General features: G+C 68.5%; 12 protein-coding genes. 4 read left to right on the forward strand and 8 right to left on the reverse strand.

Going from position 1 to position 17,313, the window contains the following annotated elements; translation table 11 throughout:
* Positions 1-11: 11 nt before the first annotated feature.
* The 6 genes from OG430_RS38575 to OG430_RS38600 all read right to left on the reverse strand — a co-directional run bounded on the left by OG430_RS38575 (position 12) and on the right by OG430_RS38600 (position 7,140).
* Complete coding sequence (locus OG430_RS38575) at positions 12-683, reverse strand: FadR/GntR family transcriptional regulator (RefSeq protein WP_327359422.1); 672 nt, start codon at positions 681-683, stop codon at positions 12-14.
* A gap of 89 nt (positions 684-772) precedes the next feature.
* Positions 773-1,831: an LLM class flavin-dependent oxidoreductase gene (locus OG430_RS38580; protein ID WP_327357303.1), complete on the reverse strand. Its 1,059-nt coding sequence runs from the start codon at positions 1,829-1,831 to the stop codon at positions 773-775.
* A gap of 155 nt (positions 1,832-1,986) precedes the next feature.
* Complete coding sequence (locus OG430_RS38585; protein ID WP_327357304.1) at positions 1,987-3,600, reverse strand: glycerol-3-phosphate dehydrogenase/oxidase; 1,614 nt, start codon at positions 3,598-3,600, stop codon at positions 1,987-1,989.
* 44 nt (positions 3,601-3,644) lie between these two features.
* Positions 3,645-5,174 carry a glycerol kinase GlpK gene (glpK, locus tag OG430_RS38590; protein ID WP_327359423.1) on the reverse strand — a complete coding sequence of 510 codons (1,530 nt, stop codon included), beginning with the start codon at positions 5,172-5,174 and terminating at the stop codon, positions 3,645-3,647.
* A 99-nt stretch (positions 5,175-5,273) separates the two neighbouring features.
* On the reverse strand, positions 5,274-6,071 hold the full coding sequence (locus tag OG430_RS38595; protein ID WP_327357305.1) for an MIP/aquaporin family protein: 798 nt from the start codon (positions 6,069-6,071) through the stop codon (positions 5,274-5,276).
* A 304-nt stretch (positions 6,072-6,375) separates the two neighbouring features.
* Complete coding sequence (locus OG430_RS38600) at positions 6,376-7,140, reverse strand: IclR family transcriptional regulator (protein ID WP_327357306.1); 765 nt, start codon at positions 7,138-7,140, stop codon at positions 6,376-6,378.
* A 257-nt stretch (positions 7,141-7,397) separates the two neighbouring features.
* Between OG430_RS38600 and metH the strand changes: the two genes are divergently transcribed.
* The 4 genes from metH (at position 7,398) to OG430_RS38620 (ending at position 15,538) form a co-directional block, all read left to right on the forward strand.
* A complete protein-coding gene (metH, locus tag OG430_RS38605; protein WP_327357307.1) occupies positions 7,398-10,913 on the forward strand; it encodes a methionine synthase in 3,516 nt (1,171 codons plus the stop codon).
* Positions 10,914-11,108: 195 nt separating this feature from the next.
* Positions 11,109-11,810 carry an HAD family hydrolase gene (locus OG430_RS38610; RefSeq protein ID WP_327357308.1) on the forward strand — a complete coding sequence of 234 codons (702 nt, stop codon included), beginning with the start codon at positions 11,109-11,111 and terminating at the stop codon, positions 11,808-11,810.
* A gap of 415 nt (positions 11,811-12,225) precedes the next feature.
* Positions 12,226-13,851 (forward strand): ABC transporter substrate-binding protein, encoded by a 1,626-nt coding sequence (locus tag OG430_RS38615; protein ID WP_327357309.1) that lies wholly within the window; start codon positions 12,226-12,228, stop codon positions 13,849-13,851.
* Between the two features lie 103 nt (positions 13,852-13,954).
* A complete protein-coding gene (locus OG430_RS38620) occupies positions 13,955-15,538 on the forward strand; it encodes an ABC transporter substrate-binding protein (protein WP_442816636.1) in 1,584 nt (527 codons plus the stop codon).
* Positions 15,539-15,636: 98 nt separating this feature from the next.
* On the opposite strand, the gene OG430_RS38625 is transcribed toward OG430_RS38620, so the two are convergent.
* Positions 15,637-16,308, reverse strand: a complete 672-nt coding sequence (locus tag OG430_RS38625; protein ID WP_327357310.1) for a response regulator transcription factor — start codon at positions 16,306-16,308, stop codon at positions 15,637-15,639.
* A gap of 1 nt (position 16,309) precedes the next feature.
* Positions 16,310-17,227 carry a RecB family exonuclease gene (locus OG430_RS38630; RefSeq protein WP_327357311.1) on the reverse strand — a complete coding sequence of 306 codons (918 nt, stop codon included), beginning with the start codon at positions 17,225-17,227 and terminating at the stop codon, positions 16,310-16,312.
* Positions 17,228-17,313: the final 86 nt, after the last annotated feature.

Genomic DNA, 17,313 nt, shown 5'->3' on the forward strand with positions numbered 1-17,313 from the left:
TGAACGAGGCCCTAGAGGCTCGCCCGCAGCCACTGCTCCACGCTCGCGATGTGCACCGTCGCCCACGACCGCGCCGCCTCCGCGTCCCGGTCCCGCAGCGCCCCGAGGATCATCCGGTGCTCGTGCAGCGTCCGGCTGACCGCGTCCTCCTGGGTGAGCCCGCGCCAGATCCGGGCCCGCGTGGTCGGCCCGGAGAGGCCGTCGAGCAGGGAGCAGAGCACGGAGTTCCCGGAGGCCTGCACGATGCCGCGGTGAAACTCCAGGTCGCAGGCAACCAGCTCCTCCACCGAGGGAGCGGGGCCGAGGGCGTCCAACTGCTCGCTGAGCGCGTCCAGTTCGGCCGTGCCGATCTGGGCGCTGGCGATCGCCGTGGCGGCGGGCTCGAGGATGCGGCGTACCGCCAGGAACTCCAGGACCGTGTCGTCGCGGTGGAAGTCGACGACGAAGCTGAGCGCTTCGAGGAGGAGTTGGGGGTCCAGGCTCGTGACGTACGTGCCGTCGCCCTGGCGCACATCGAGAATGCGGATCAGCGACAGGGCACGCACCGCCTCGCGCAGCGAGTTGCGGGACAGCCCCAGTTCGGCGGCGAGTTCGCTCTCCTTGGGCAGCCGGTCACCCGGCCGCAGCGCGCCGGAGACGATCATTCCCTTGATCTTCTCGATCGCCTCGTCGGTGACAGCCATGGTGACCTCGCTGACTTCGCCCAGGACGCAGTCCTCGCCCCGAGCAGACATCCGATGAATCGCTGATGATGCAGTGTACGCGGTGGGCCTCACTCCCACAGCGTGGTCGGCGCCTCCCGTCGTACCACCGGAGCGATCTCCTCGGCGAACCGCTGCAGCAGCTCCACCTGTTCGCCCGCCGGCAGCCCGAAACCGTCGACACTCACCGACTGCAGATCATGCCGGTACACCTCGTGATAGCCGAGGATCTTGTCGATGATCTGCTGCGCGCTGCCGATCAGTTGGGGACCGTCCGCGATGGCGTCCTCGATGGTGCGGAAGGGCGTGTTGTAGCCCGCCTTGCCCGCGAGGTGCGGCTTGAAGCTCTGGCGTACGCGGGCCTCGTACAGGTCCTTGTAGCGGGTGACGGCCTGCTCCGCCGTGCCGGCGATCAGCAACCCGCCCGAACCGGCCGCCACATGGGCCCGCGCCGGATCATGGCCGTACGCCTCGAACCGCTCGCGATAGTGGTCGATCAGCTTGGCGTAGGCCGCGCGCGGCTGAATGGCATTGGCGGTGAACAGGGGATCGCCGTGCTTGGCCGCCAGCTCGGGCGAGTTGAGGGAGGTCGCCGAGCCGTGCCACACGCGGGGGAGACCTGCGTACGGCCGCGGCACCGTCGTCACGTCCTTCAGCGGTGCCCGGAACTCGCCCTCCCAGTCGACGTTCTCCTCGCTCCACAGCCTGCGCAGGAGCTCGTACTTCTCCCTCTGCAGATCCCACTGCCGCTCCTCGTCGAGGCCGAAGAGGTCGAAGTGGCCGGCCTCCGCGCCCTTGCCGATGACGAGCTCGATCCGGCCGCGGGAGATCTGGTCGAGCGTCGCGTAGTCCTCGGCGACCCGCACCGGGTCCAGGATCGCGACGACGGTGACGCCGGTGAGCAGCTTGATCCGCCGGGTGCGGGCCGCCAGAGCGCCCAGAATCACGGTCGGGCTGGAGGACAGGAAGGCGCCGGCGTGCCGCTCGCCGATCGCGTAGGCGTCGAAGCCGAGCCGTTCCGCCGCGACCCCGACCTCGATCACCTCCGCCAAACGGTCGGCAGCGGTGGGCAGTTCGCCGGTCAGGGGATGCGGGGCATGGCCGATGATCGAGAGCACTTGAAACTTCATGGCTCAACTGTCCCCGCGGCGTATTGCACCCGTATGTACGCGGTGTGGCACGCGCCCCGGCGGCGTACAAGAGGACGTGCGAGGCGGCGTACAGGAGATGCGTAAGGGGCGCCCGCAATGGCGGACGCCCCTTACAACTCCCCCGTGATCAGTGACTACTTGTCGTCAAGCAGCCCCTGAACCTTCTTGGTCACCTCGTCCGTGGCCAGACCGCGGATCGTCAGCGTCGTGCGCCGGCGCAGCACGTCGTCCGCCGTCTCGGCCCACTCGTGGTCGCGCGCGTACACGACCTGCGCCCAGATCTCCGGGGCGTCCGGGTGGACGCGCTCGGCGAGCTCCGGGTTCTCGTTCGCCAGGCGGGCGATGTCGAAGGACAGCGAACCGTAGTGCGTGGCCAGGTGCTTGGCCGTGTCGGCGGCCATCCGCGGGCCGGGCGCCGGACCGTCGATGAGCAGCCGGTGCGCGACCGCCTGCGGGTTGGCGATACCCGGCAGCGGCAGCTTCTTGGGCAGCGCCGAGATCGGCTGCATGTCCTCGCCGAGCGGGTGCCCGGGCAGCTCCGCGAGCTTGTTCATGACCGTACGGCCGATGTGGCGGAAGGTCGTCCACTTGCCGCCCGCGACCGACAGCATGCCGCCACGGCCCTCGGTGACGACCGTCTCGCGCTTGGCCTTCGCGGTGCCGCCCGGACCGCCGGGCAGGACGCGCAGACCCGCGAAGGAGTACGTGATCAGATCGCGGGACAGCTGCTGGTCGCGGATCGAGAACGCGGCCTCGTCCAGGATCTGCGCCGTGTCCGCCTCCGTGACGCGCACGTCTGCCGGGTCGCCCTCGTACTCCTCGTCGGTCGTGCCGAGAAGCAGCATGTCCTCCCAGGGGAGGGCGAAGGTGATGCGGTACTTGTCGATCGGCGTGGCCAGCGCGGCCTTCCACGGCGAGGTCCGCTTGAGCACCAGGTGCGCGCCCTTGGAGAGGCGGATGGAGGGCGCCGAGTTCGGGTCCTCCAGCTTGCGCAGGTGGTCCACCCACGGGCCGGTGGCGTTGAGCACCAGACGGGCCGACACGCCGAACTCCGTGCCGTCCGTACGGTCCTTGAGGTCCGCGCCCGTGACCCGGCCCTGGGTGAAGCGCAGCCCGGTGACCTCGGCGTGGTTGAGCACGACCGCGCCTGCCTCGACGGCCGCGCGGACCGTCATCAGGGCCATGCGGGAGTCGTTCATCTGGTCGTCGCCGTACACCGCAACGGCCTTCAGATTGTCCGTACGCAGTTCCGGTACGTCCGCCGCGGCCTTGGCGGGGGAGAGCAGGTGACCGACGCCGTCGCCGAAGGCGGACAGGGCCGAGTAGGCGAAGACGCCGGCACCCAGCTTCGCGGCGCCGTGCGGGCCGCCCTTGTACACGGGGAGGTAGAACGTGAGCGGGTTGGCGAGGTGCGGTGCCACCTGACGTGACACCGCACGCCGCTCGAAGTGGTTCTCCGCGACCAGCTTCACCGCGCCGGTCTGCAGATAGCGCAGACCGCCGTGGAGGAGCTTGGAGGAGGCGGAGGAGGTGGCGCCGGCGAAGTCACCGGCGTCCACCAGGGCCACCCGCAGCCCGGACTGTGCGGCATGCCAGGCAGTGGAGATGCCCAGGATGCCGCCACCGATCACCAGGAGGTCGTACGTAGCCTTGTTCAGCTGCTCCCGGGTCTCGGCGCGGCTCGGGTTGGAGCCGCCTGCCGGATGCATTCCGAGGGCGGGAATGCTCTGCAGGGTGGTGGTGCTCATGGCGATTGCTCCTCGACAGTTCTCGACCGATGCGACCGGAGTCGTCAGGCCTCGTCGTCCTCGATCCAGCCCATGGTCCGCTCGACGGCCTTGAGCCAGCTCTTGTACTCACGGTCGCGGGTGTCCGCGTCCATGCGGGGGGTCCACTCCGCGGCCCGGCGCCAATTGGCGCGCAGGTCATCGGTGTTGGTCCAGAAGCCGACGGCGAGACCGGCGGCGTAGGCGGCGCCGAGGCAGGTGGTCTCGGCGACCATCGGGCGCACCACAGGGGCGTCCAGGAAGTCCGAGAGGGTCTGCATCAGCAGGTTGTTGGAGGTCATGCCGCCGTCGACCTTGAGGGCCGTGAGCTCGACGCCGGAGTCCTTCGTCATGGCGTCGGTGATCTCACGGGTCTGCCAGGCCGTGGCCTCCAGGACGGCGCGCGCGATGTGCGCCTTGGTGACGTACCGGGTGAGACCGGCGATCACACCGCGGGCGTCGGAGCGCCAGTACGGGGCGAACAGACCGGAGAAGGCCGGCACGAAGTACGCGCCGCCGTTGTCCTCGACCGAGGACGCGAGGGTCTCGATCTCGGCGGCGTGCTTGATGAGGCCCATCTGGTCGCGCATCCACTGCACCAGCGAACCGGTGACGGCGATGGAACCCTCGAGGGCGTAGACCGGCTTCTGGTCACCGATCTGGTAACCGACCGTCGTGAGCAGGCCGTTGTACGAGTTGACGGGCTTGTCACCGGTGTTCATCAGCATGAACGTGCCGGTGCCGTACGTCGACTTGGCCTCGCCCTCGGCGAAACAGGTCTGGCCGAACAGCGCGGCCTGCTGGTCACCGAGCGCCGAGGCGACCGGGACGCCGGCGAGGATGCCGCTCTTGGCGGCGCCGTACACCTCGGCGGAGGAGCGGATCTCGGGCAGCACGGCCGCCGGGATGTCCATCGACTGGACGATGCGCTCGTCCCAGGCCATGTCGTGCAGGTTCATCAGCATGGTGCGCGAGGCGTTGGTGACGTCCGTGACGTGCACACCGCCGTCCACGCCACCGGTGAGGTTCCAGATGACCCAGGAGTCCATGGTGCCGAAGAGGATGTCGCCGGCCTCGGCGCGCTCGCGCAGGCCCTCGACGTTGTCGAGCAGCCAGCGGACCTTCGGGCCCGAGAAGTACGAGGCCAGCGGCAGGCCGGTCTCGCGGCGGAAGCGGTCCTGGCCGACGTTGCGGCCGAGCTCCTTGCAGAGCGCGTCGGTGCGGGTGTCCTGCCAGACGATGGCGTTGTGGACCGGCTCGCCCGTGTTCTTGTCCCACATCAGCGTGGTCTCACGCTGGTTGGTGATGCCGATCGCCTTGACGTCGGCGGAGGTGATCCCGGCCTTGGAGACGGCGCCGGCGACGACGCTCTCGACGTTGGCCCAGATCTCCTTGGCGTCGTGCTCGACCCAGCCCGGCTTGGGGAAGATCTGCTCGTGCTCGCGCTGGTCGACGGCGACGATGCGACCGTCACGGTCGAAGACGATGCAGCGGGACGAGGTGGTGCCCTGGTCGATCGCGGCGATGAAGGGTCCGGCGGTGTGTGCGTCGGTCACTGTGTGCTCCATGAAGTCTCTGTGCGGCGATGCTTCGGTGCGTCTGCTGCTGTGATCGGCAAGTGATCAGCGGATCATCAGGGTCGGCAGGCGATCGGCTCAGGCGAAGGCGATGTTGTAGATACCGCCCGCGATGGCGCCGCCGATGAGCGGGCCGACGACCGGGATCCAGGAGTAGGACCAGTCGGAGCCGCCCTTGTTGGGCAGCGGAAGCAGCGCGTGCACGATGCGCGGGCCGAGGTCACGGACCGGGTTGATCGCGTACCCGGTCGGGCCGCCGAGCGAGAGGCCGATGCCGACGACGACCAGCGCGGTGACCAGGGCGCCGAGGACGCCGATGCCGTTGCCCTCGTTGTTCAGGCCCTGGGTGAGGATCGCCAGGACGAGCACGACCGTGGCGATGATCTCGGTGGCGAGGTTCTGTGCGACGTTCCGGATCTCCGGGGCGGTCGAGAAGATGCCGAGCACGGGGCCGGGCTCATCCGTCTTGACGGCCTTGATCGTGTCCTGCGCGCCGGGGCCGCCCACTATCTCGCGGTCCGTGAGGTGCGCGTGGAACTGGCCGTAGTACGTGATCCAGACCAGTACGGCACCGATCATCGCGCCGAGCAGCTGCGAGACCAGGTAGAGCGGTACGTCGCTCCACTGGGTGCCGCCTTCGCCACCCTTGATCGCGAGGCCGATGGTGACCGCCGGGTTCAGGTGAGCGCCGGAGACGCCGCCCGCCAGGTAGGCGCCGGTCAGCACGGCGAAGCCCCACCCGAAGGTGATCGCGAGCCAGCCGGCGTTGCGCGCCTTGGAGCTCTTGAGCGTGACGGCGGCGCACACGCCACCGCCGAGCAGGATGAGCACGGCGGTACCGATGGTCTCGCCGATGAAGATGTCGGAGCTGGACACCCGCGACTCCTTTGTCCTTCGTCCAGGGGATGGCGAACCAACTCAAGCCGGTGGTCCGCGCCCTCGTGGGAGGGCCGTTTGCTCGATCCGCGCTTGCCACACCTTACCCCGTATTGCCGGTAGGTGTTCGACAATGCCGACCGCTGAACGGCAGTTTTGCTTCCGGGTTAACTCGACGTCAAGACTTGTGTGACGGGTATCGCGATCGTTACCCGAACCTCGTGACGGGTCCCGCACGCGGCACGTACGCGCAGTGATGAAATGCAGCCGCTCCCGGGCCGGCAGGGCCTCGGGGGAGAGGGGCTCAGAAGCGCCCGGCGCCCAGATCCCGGGAGACCGCACGGGCGCAGTCGCGCACCGCGGCGACCAGGTCGGAGCGGAGCTCCCCGTCCTTGCAGACGCGCTCCACCGCCCCCGTGATGCCGACGGCCCCGACCGGCATCCGCCGCCGGTCGTGGATGGGCGCGGCAACCGAGGCCACGCCGTCCCAGGTCTCCTCGACGTCCGAGCCCCAGCCGCGGGCACGCGTCAGATCGAGTACGTCCTCGAAGTCGCCCAGCGCCGTGACGGTGCGGGGCGTGAAGTCCTTGCGCTCGGTGTCCATGCCCTCGCTGTGGGCCACCGGGTCGAACGCCGAGATCACCTTGCCGAGCGCCGTCGAGTGCAGCGGGTGCATCGCGCCGACCTCGAGGACCTGCCGGCTGTCGTCGGGCCGGAAGACGTGGTGCACGATCAGGACGCCCTGCTGGTGCAGGACGCCGAGATAGACGCTCTCCCCGCTGGAGCGCGCCAGGTCGTCCGTCCAGACCAGGGCGCGGGCGCGCAGCTCGTGCACGTCCAGATAGCTGTTGCCGAGCCGCAGCAGTTCGGCGCCGAGCTGATAGCGCCCCGAGGCCTCGTCCTGTTCGACGAACCCTTCGTGCTGCAGGGTGCGCAGGATGCCGTGCGCCGTGCCCTTGGCGAGCCCGAGGCTGGAGGCGATGTCGGAGAGCCCGAGGCGCCGCTCGCCGCCCGCGAGCAGTCGCAGCATGGCCGCCGCCCGCTCGAGCGACTGAATGTTCTTCGCCATGGCGTCGGCTCCTCCTCCACTCCAGTGCTGTTCGGCAATGCTGAACACTATCGGCCCATGCCGACCTTGTCCTAACGCATGAGGACACTCTTTTCCGTACGCGGCCGCCGCGGGGGCCCATGATCCCGGTCCGTACGGCCGCGTCCGCACGCTGGACGCCCTTCACATGAGGACCTTCGTCCCGGCTACCCTGGCTGCCGTGCGCCTCCTGCCGGAGGCGCAAAGCCGACAGCCGTCGCACTCCAGGGAGCACATCCATGGCCTCGCAGCCGACCCCTTCCGCCGACAGCCGGACCCGCATCGAAGCCCTCCGTGAGGCACTTGCCACCCGGGTGGTGGTCGCCGACGGGGCGATGGGCACGATGCTCCAGGCACAGGAACCCACCCTCGACGACTTCCAGCAGCTCGAGGGCTGTAACGAGATCCTGAACGTCACCCGGCCGGACATCGTGCGCTCGGTGCACGAGGAGTACTTCGCGGTCGGCGTGGACTGTGTGGAGACCAACACGTTCGGCGCCAACCACGCGGCCCTCGGCGAGTACGAGGTCGCCGAGCGCGCCTTCGAGCTCTCCGAGTCCGGCGCGCGGATCGCCCGCGAGGTCGCCGACGAGTTCGGCGCCAAGGACGGCCGCCAGCGGTGGGTGCTCGGCTCGATCGGCCCCGGCACCAAGCTGCCGACGCTCGGCCACGCCCCCTACACGGTGCTGCGCGACGGCTTCCAGGCGAATGCCGAGGGGCTCATCGCGGGCGGCGCGGACGCGCTGATCGTCGAGACCACCCAGGACCTGCTGCAGACCAAGGCCTCGATCCTGGGTGCCCGGCGGGCGATGGAGGCCACCGGCGCCGACCTGCCCCTGGTGTGTTCACTGGCCTTCGAGACGACCGGCACGATGCTGCTCGGCTCGGAGATCGGCGCCGCCCTGACGGCCCTGGAGCCGCTGGGCATCGACATGATCGGCCTCAACTGCTCCACCGGCCCGGACGAGATGAGCGAGCACCTGCGCTATCTCGCCAAGCACTCCCGCATCCCCCTGCTGTGCATGCCGAACGCGGGCCTGCCCATCCTGACCAAGGACGGCGCGCACTTCCCGCTGGACGCCGAGGGCCTGGCGGACGCCCAGGAGAACTTCGTCCGCGGCTACGGTCTGTCCCTGGTGGGCGGCTGTTGCGGTACGACGCCGGCCCACCTGCGCGCGGTGGTCGAGCGCGTCAACGGCCTGGCCCCGGGCGAGCGCGAGCCGCGCCCCGAGCCGGGCGCCGCCTCGCTCTACCAGACGGTGCCGTTCCGGCAGGACACGGCGTACATGGCGATCGGTGAGCGGACGAACGCGAACGGGTCGAAGAAGTTCCGTGAGGCGATGCTGGAGGCCCGTTGGGACGACTGTGTGGAGATGGCGCGCGATCAGATCCGTGAGGGCGCGCACATGCTCGACCTGTGCGTCGACTACGTCGGCCGGGACGGTGTCGCGGACATGGCGGAGCTCGCCGGTCGGTTCGCCACCGCCTCCACCCTGCCGATCGTGCTGGACTCCACCGAACTCCCGGTAATCCAGGCGGGATTGGAGAAGTTGGGCGGCCGTGCGGTCATCAACTCCGTCAACTACGAGGACGGCGACGGCCCCGAATCCCGCTTCACCAAGGTCACCAAGCTGGCCCAGGAGCACGGCGCCGCCCTGATCGCCCTGACCATCGACGAGGAGGGTCAGGCCCGCACCGTCGAGCACAAGGTCGCCATCGCCGAGCGTCTGATCGAGGACCTGACCGGCAACTGGGGCATCCACGAGTCGGACATCCTCATCGACACCCTGACCTTCACCATCTGCACCGGCCAGGAAGAATCCCGCAAGGACGGCATCGCCACCATCGAGGCGATCCGTGAGCTGAAGCGGCGGCGTCCGGACGTCCAGACCACGCTCGGCCTGTCGAACATTTCCTTCGGGTTGAATCCGGCCGCTCGGGTGCTGCTCAACTCGGTCTTCCTGGACGAGTGTGTGAAGGCGGGGCTGGATTCGGCGATCGTGCACGCGAGCAAGATCCTGCCGATCGCCCGGTTCGACGACGAGCAGGTCAAGACGGCGCTCGACTTGATCTATGACCGGCGTGCGGAGGGTTATGACCCGCTGCAGAAGCTGATGGCGCTGTTCGAGGGTGCCACGATGAAGTCGATGAAGGCGGGCAAGGCCGAGGAACTTCTCGCCCTGCCGCTGGAGGAGCGCCTGCAGCGCAGGATCATCGACGGCGAGAAGAAGGGTCTGGAGGCCGACCTCGACGAGGCCCTCACCAGCACGCCGGCCCTGGACATCGTCAACAACACCCTCCTGGAGGGCATGAAGGTTGTTGGTGAACTCTTCGGCTCCGGCCAGATGCAGCTCCCCTTCGTGCTGCAGTCGGCCGAGGTGATGAAGACCGCCGTCGCCCACCTCGAACCGCACATGGAGAAGTCGGACGCGGAGGGCAAGGGCACCATCGTCCTCGCCACGGTCCGCGGTGACGTCCACGACATCGGCAAGAACCTGGTCGACATCATCCTGTCCAACAACGGCTACAACGTGGTCAACCTCGGGATCAAGCAGCCGGTCTCGGCGATCCTGGAGGCGGCCGAGGAGCACCGTGCGGATGTGATCGGCATGTCCGGTCTGCTGGTGAAGTCCACGGTGATCATGAAGGAGAACCTTCAGGAGCTCAACCAGCGCAAGCTGGCCGCCGACTTCCCCGTCATCCTCGGCGGCGCCGCCCTCACCCGCGCCTACGTCGAGCAGGACCTCCACGAAATCTACGAGGGCGAAGTCCGCTACGCCCGCGACGCGTTCGAGGGTCTGCGTCTGATGGACGCCCTGATCGCGGTCAAGCGCGGCGTGCCCGGCGCGACCCTGCCCGAACTCAAGCAGCGCCGGGTCGCGAAGAAGGAGCACACGGCGGTTCTGGAGGTCGACGAGCAGCAGGGGCCCGCCCGCTCCGACGTCACCGTCGACAACCCCATCCCCGAACCTCCCTTCTGGGGCACCCGCGTCATCAAGGGCATCCAGCTCAAGGAGTACGCGTCCTGGCTGGACGAGGGTGCCTTGTTCAAGGGCCAGTGGGGCCTCAAGCAGGCGCGTAAGGGCGACGGGCCGACGTACGAAGAACTCGTCGAGACCGAGGGGCGTCCGCACCTGCGCGGCTGGCTGGACGAGCTGCACACCAAGAACATGCTGGAAGCGGCCGTGGTCTACGGCTACTTCCCGTGCGTGTCCAAGGGCGAGGACCTGATCATCCTCGACGAGCAGGGCAACGAGCGCACCCGCTTCACCTTCCCGCGCCAGCGCCGCGGCCGGCACCTGTGTCTGGCGGACTTCTTCCGCCCGGAAGAGTCCGGCGAGACCGACGTGGTCGGCCTGCAGGTCGTCACCGTCGGCAACCGCATCGGCGAAGCCACCGCCGAGCTCTTCGAATCCAACTCCTACCGCGACTACCTCGAACTGCACGGCCTGTCCGTCCAGTTGGCCGAGGCCCTCGCCGAGTACTGGCACGCCCGCGTCCGCAGCGAGCTCGGCTTCGCGGGCGAGGACCCCTCCGCGATGGAGGACATGTTCTCGCTCAAGTACCGCGGTGCCCGCTTCTCGCTCGGCTACGGCGCCTGCCCCGACCTTGAGGACCGGGCGAAGATCGCCGAGCTGCTCGAGCCGGAACGCATCGGCGTCCAGCTCTCCGAGGAGTTCCAGCTCCACCCCGAGCAGTCCACCGACGCCATCGTCATCCACCACCCCGAGGCCAAGTACTTCAACGCCCGCTGACACTCCGGCGGACGCGTGCCCTCCCCCTCCAGTGGAGGCGAGCTCACGCCCGAGCGGAGGCACGCCGATACTCGAGCGCGCGATCGCAGGACGAGACGTACACTGGTCGGTCCAGTGCAGGCCGGTCGGCTTTTCTGGCGGGAACCCCCGCGGGAGAAGGCGGCCGGCCTTCTCGTCCCTCATGGAGGTGTCCGGATGACCAGTACGGTCCCCGCAGTCGGAACCCGGACGGCCGAAGGCGCCGCCCTTCAGGCCGTCCTGCTCGACATGGACGGCACCCTCGTGGACACCGAGGGCTTCTGGTGGGACGCCGAGGTGGAGGTGTTCGCAGGGCTCGGCCACACCCTCGACGACTCCTGGCGCCATGTCGTGGTCGGCGGCCCGATGACCCGCAGCGCCGGCTTCCTCATCGAGGCCACCGGCGCCGACATCACGCTGCCCGAGCTGACCGACCTGCTCAACGACGGCTTCGAGGACCGCATCAGCCGCGCCCTGCCCCTCATGCCGGGCGCCGAGCGCCTGCTCGCCGAGCTCGCCGCGCACCGCGTGCCCACGGCCCTGGTATCCGCCTCGCACCGGCGCATCATCGACCGCATCCTCGACTCGCTCGGCTCGCAGCACTTCCACCTGACCATCGCGGGCGACGAGGTGGAGCGGACCAAGCCGCACCCCGCCCCGTACCTCCTCGCGGCGGCCGGGCTCGGCGCGGACCCGGCCAGATGCGCCGTCATCGAGGACACCGCCACCGGCGTGGCCGCGGCCGAGGCCGCCGGCTGCCGGGTGGTGGCGGTGCCTTCGGTGGCGCCGATCGCCCCTGCCGACGGTCGTACGGTCGTCTCCTCGCTCGAAGAAGTAGACCTTCCCTTTCTTCGGAAGCTGATTACTGGAATGCACTGAACCGCGCACCGAGCGTGCCCTGCCGAATGCAAGGAAACGCTGAGCGTTTGCTCAGGTATTTTCCGTGACCTTGTGGAGGCGTGAATTCCCCTGTCGTTCAACCGAGTTGACCTTGTGACGTTTCTCACGCGATGAGCCGTCGACATGGGGTTGATCATGTGGTCCGCCCCTGCCGTTCGGGGGCTGCGTGGCGCCCTTGTGTCCCGATTCATTGAACAGTGCCGGAATCCTTCCGCTGTTCGGATATCGGTGAGTCCGCATCCGCTGTCGCTGCGTGATTACCGCTCAACTCCGGGCGCCTCCAGTTCTCCTGGCCCCTCGGACTAATGTCGTCGCGAGAACATCGTCATAACTCCCGTGCCGCGCACACACCCCGTCGCCGGGCTCCGGGATCGAACGTTGGAGAACCTCGAGCATGAACCGCAAGACTTTGGTGTTGCCGGCTGTGATTGGTCTGCTTGCTCCGGTGCTCGCCGCCTGCGGCGGCTCCGGGAGCGGCGACGGGAGCGACGGGGCGATCGTCGTGGGCACCACCGACGGGTTCACGGCCTCGAAGGCGGCACCGGCCCCCTTCGACCCTGCGTACGCCTATGACGCCGGCTCCTGGAACATCCTGCGGCAGACCGTCCAGACGCTGATGCGCGCACCGCGCGGCGGCGCCGGCGAGCCCGTGCCGGAGGCCGCGGAGAGCTGCAAGTTCACCGACACCGGCAACCAGCGCTACGACTGCGAGCTCCGCGACGACCTGGCGTTCTCCAACGGCGACAAGGTCACGCCCGCGGACGTCAAGTTCTCCATCGAGCGGGTACTCAAGATCCACAAGCTGCTCGCGCCCAAGAAGCTCAGCAGCGGTGTGGCGGGCCTCATCGCCAACGTCGAGAACGTCGAAGTCATGGGCAAGCACGTCATCTTCCACCTGAAGACGTCGGACGCCACCTTCCCGCACAAGCTGGCGACCCCGGCCGCCGGCATCGTCAACCCCGACATGTACGACAAGACGAAGCTCCGCGACGGCTTCCAGGTCGACGGCTCCGGTCCCTACTCGCTCGAGGCCGAGGTCAAGGACAACAAGCTCGTCAAGGCCGTCTTCACCAAGAACCCGCACTACAAGGGCCACTTGACGGGCAAGACCGAGACGGTCGAGCTGCGCCCCTTCGGCACGGCCGACCAGATGGGCAAGGCCCTCAAGAGCGGCGACATCGACATGATGGCCCGCACGCTGGAGACGCAGCAGATCAAGCAGCTCACGGCCGACGCCGACGACTCCATCGACCTCGTGGAGATGCCCGGCCTCGGCATCCGCTACCTCGGCTTCGAGACCGACGCCCCGGTGGTCAAGAACAAGGCCGTCCGTCAGGCGATGGCGCAGCTCGTGGACCGCGGCGCGATCATCTCCCAGGTGTACGGCGCGGCCGCCGAGCCGCTGTACTCGCTGGTCCCGTCCACCATCGCCGGGCACACCAACTCGTTCCGCAACGAGTACGGCGAGCCCAGCGTGACCAAGGCCAAGGGGATCCTGACCAAGGCCAGCATCACCACCCCGGTCAAGCTGACGCTGAACTACACCACCGATCACTACGGCGAGGGCACCAAGAGGGAGTTCGAGCTGCTGCAGAAGCAGCTGAACGACAGCGGCCTGTTCGACGTCAAGATCAAGGGCACCCCGTGGGGGGACTTCCGCCCCACGGAGCTCAAGGGCGAGTACGCCGTCTACGGGATGGGCTGGTTCCCCGACTTCCCGGACGCCGACAACTTCATCGCGCCCTTCCTCGACGAGGGCAACTTCCTCAACTCGCCGTACACGAACAGCGAGATCCGTGACGAGCTGATCCCGCAGTCCCGCCGCGAGGCGGACCGCATCGCGGCGTCCGACAGCCTCGAGCGGATCCAGGACATCGTGGCGAAGGACGTGCCGGTCCTCCCGCTGTGGCAGGGCAAGGAATACGTCGCCGCCCGCGACGACATCACCGGCGTCGAGTGGGCCTTCAACGCCTCCTCCAACCTGCAGCTCTGGGAGCTTGCCCGCGGCATGAAGGGCTGACCCGCAGCACACCCCGCGAGCCCGGCCCTGCGCACGCCTCCCTCCCTTTCGAGGCCTCCGCAACCCCCCTCATAAAGCACCAAAAGAACGACAAGGAACATAAGTGAACATGCGTACGCAGTGGCCTGCCCCACTGCTCGCGGCAGGACTCGCCGCCGGACTCCTCACCGGCTGCGGCACCGAGACGGGCACCTCCGCGGAAGACGTGGACGGACCGGTCATGGGGATGTCCGACGACGTCCTCGCCACCGACCCCGCCTCCGGCTACGACCCCGGCTCCTGGCTCCTCTTCAACAACGTCTTCCAGTCCCTGCTCAGCTTCCCCAAGGGCGGCACCGAACCGCAGCCGGAAGCCGCCAAGGGCTGCGCCTTCGAAGGCTCCGGGGCCAAGGTCTTCAAGTGCACGCTGCGGGACGGACTGACCTTCAGCAACGGCCATTCGCTCACCTCGAAGGACGTGAAGTTCTCCTTCGACCGCGTCAAGAACATCAAGGCCGACGACGGCCCGGCCGTCATGCTCTCCTCGATCGACCACATCGAGACGCCCGACGCCAAGACCGTGGTCTTCAAGCTGAAGGTGCCCGACGCCACCTTCCCCAGCAAGATCGCCTCGGGTGCCGGCTCGATCGTGGACCACCGGGAGTACGACTTCGACCGGCTGCGTACCGACAACAAGGCCGCCGGCTCCGGTGTCTACACCCTGGAATCCTTCGGCGAGAACGAGTCGGTCTTCAAGGTCAACCCGAAGTACAAGGGCACCGCAAGGCCCAAGAACGACACGATGACCCTGAAGTTCTTCCACGACGACCGCAACAAGCTGAAGGAAGCCCTCCTGGGCGGCGAGATCGACATCGCCTACCGAGGCCTGGCCGCCGCCGACATCGCGGACATCGACAAGGGCGGATCCGACGAGACCAAGGCCGAGGCCGTCGAGGGCTCCAGCGCCCAGGTGCAGCACCTGGTGTTCAACATGAAGGACCCTGTCGTCGGCAAACTCGGCGTGCGCAAGGCCATCGCCTACCTCCTGGACCGGGACGCCCTGGTCAACAAGGTCCTCAAGGGCACGGCCACGCCGCTCTACTCGATCGTCCCGAGCGGCATCACCGGCCACAACACGGCCTTCTTCGACACGTACGGCCCCCGTCCCCAGCGCGACAAGGCCGTCAAGGCCCTGCGCGACGAGGGCATCCAGGACAAGGTGAAGCTCACCCTCTGGGCGACCCCGGCCCGCTACGGGCCCACCACGGTCCAGGAGTTCGAGGAGATGGCCAAGCAGCTCAACGCCAGCGGCCTCTTCGCCGCCGACGTCAAAACGGTCCCGATCGAGCAGTACGAGAAGGACATCAAGGCCGGCAAGTACGGCGTCTACGTGAAGGGCTGGGTGCCGGACTACCCGGACCCCGACAACTTCACCCAGCCGTTCTTCGGCAAGGGCAACGTCCTGCTCAACAACTACGTCAACAAGACGATCACCGAGCAGATCATCCCCGGCACCTCCGCACTCAGTGAACGCGGCGCCACCGAGGACCAGTTCGGCAAGCTCCAGGACAAGGTGGCCGAGGAGCTGCCCGTCGTCCCGCTCTGGCAGGCCAAGCAGTACGCGGTGGTCGGCGAGCAGATCTCCGGCATCGAGTGGTGCCTCGACGCCTCCACGGTCTTCCGCTTCTGGGAGATCGCGAAGAGCTGACCCGGCACCCCGGACGCACAGCCGATCCGGCACCCCGGACGCACGACGGGCCGCCCCCTTCCCGGGGGCGGCCCGTTCCCGTACTGAGTCCCTGCGGCCTACTGCGCGCCGGGGCGGACCAGCCCGCTCTCGTACGCGTACACCGCGGCCTGCACGCGGTCACGCAGCCCCAGCTTGGTGAGGACGTGCCCCACATGGGTCTTGACCGTCGTCTCGCTCACGAACAGATCCGCGGCGATCTCCGCATTGGACAGCCCGCGCGCCACCAGCTTGAGCACCTCGACCTCACGCTCGGTCAGCGTGTTCAACGTGTCGGGCACCGGCTCGTCGCCCGACGGCAGATGGTCCGCGTACTTGTCGAGCAGCCGGCGCGTGATGCTCGGCGCCAGCATCGCCTCACCGGCCGCCACCACCCTGATCGCCTGCACCAGCTCATGCGCCGGCGCGTCCTTCAGCAGGAAGCCGCTGGCCCCCGCCTTCAGCGCCTCGACGACATACTCGTCCAGGTCGAACGTGGTCAGCACCAGGACCTTGGCCGGGCCGTCCCGCCCGGGACCGGTGATCTGCCGGGTCGCCTCGACGCCGTCCATCCGCGGCATACGGATGTCCATCAGGACCACATCGGGCTGCAGGGCACGGACCTGATCGAGCGCCTGCAGACCGTCCCCGGCCTCGCCGACGACCGCCAGGTCCTGCTCGGCCTCCAGGATCATCCGGAAACCGGTGCGCAGCAGCGGCTGGTCGTCGACCAGCAGGACGCGGATCGCCACGTCAAACTCCTTGGGTAGGGCCAGCCTGCTCAATCGGCCCCATTCTGCCCTGACCGTCACTGCCGGACTCGGGCGCCCTGACCGGAAGCGGATACGGCGGGGGAGTGCCACCGAATTCCGGGCATACCGCCTGGTGGTCGCACCAGCCGCAGAGCTTGGTGGGACGCGGCCGCCACTCGCCCGTCTCGGTCGCCTCCTTGATCGCGTCCCACAGCGCGTGCAGCTTGCGCTCGACGCGCTCGAGGTCGGGGATCTGCGGGTCGTACGTGATCACGTCACCGCTGCCCAGATACACCAGCTGCAGCCGACGGGGCACCACGCCCTTCAGGCGCCACACCACCAGGGCGTAGAACTTCATCTGGAAAAGCGCGCCCTCGGAGTACTCGGGCCGGGGAGCCTTGCCCGTCTTGTAGTCGACGATGCGGACCTCGCCGGTCGGGGCCACGTCCACCCGGTCGATGATGCCGCGCAGCTTCAGGCCCGACTCCAGCTGGGCCTCCACGAACAACTCCCGCTCGGCGGGCTCCAGGCGGGTCGGGTCCTCGAGCGTGAACCACCGCTCCACCAGACCCTCGGCCTGCGTCAGCCACGTGGCCATGCGCTGCCCGGCGGCCTCCTCGTCGGTGTCGGCGAACAGCTCCGCGAGCTCCGGCTTCGCCTCCCGCAACCGGTCCCACTGGCCGGGGATCAGCGCCTTCGCGCGCGGCGCGGTGCGCTCCTCGGCCGGCGCGTCGAAGAGCCGCTCGAGCACCGCGTGCACCAGCGTGCCGCGTGTCGCCGCCTCGCTCGGCTTCTCGGGCAGCTTGTCGATGACCCGGAAGCGGTACAGCAGCGGGCACTGCATGAAGTCGCTTGCCCGCGAAGGCGAGAGCGACGCCGGGCGTGCGGCCGTCGCGGCAGCAGCGGTGCTGTTTTCCATGGAGAAGACCCTACGGCCCACGACTGACAACGTCCGCATACCATCGACGTCGGACCCTCTCGCCCTGCATGATCGTGACATCGCGT

Origin of the sequence: Streptomyces sp. NBC_01304, assembly GCF_035975855.1 — a bacterium.
Lineage (GTDB): Bacteria > Actinomycetota > Actinomycetes > Streptomycetales > Streptomycetaceae > Streptomyces.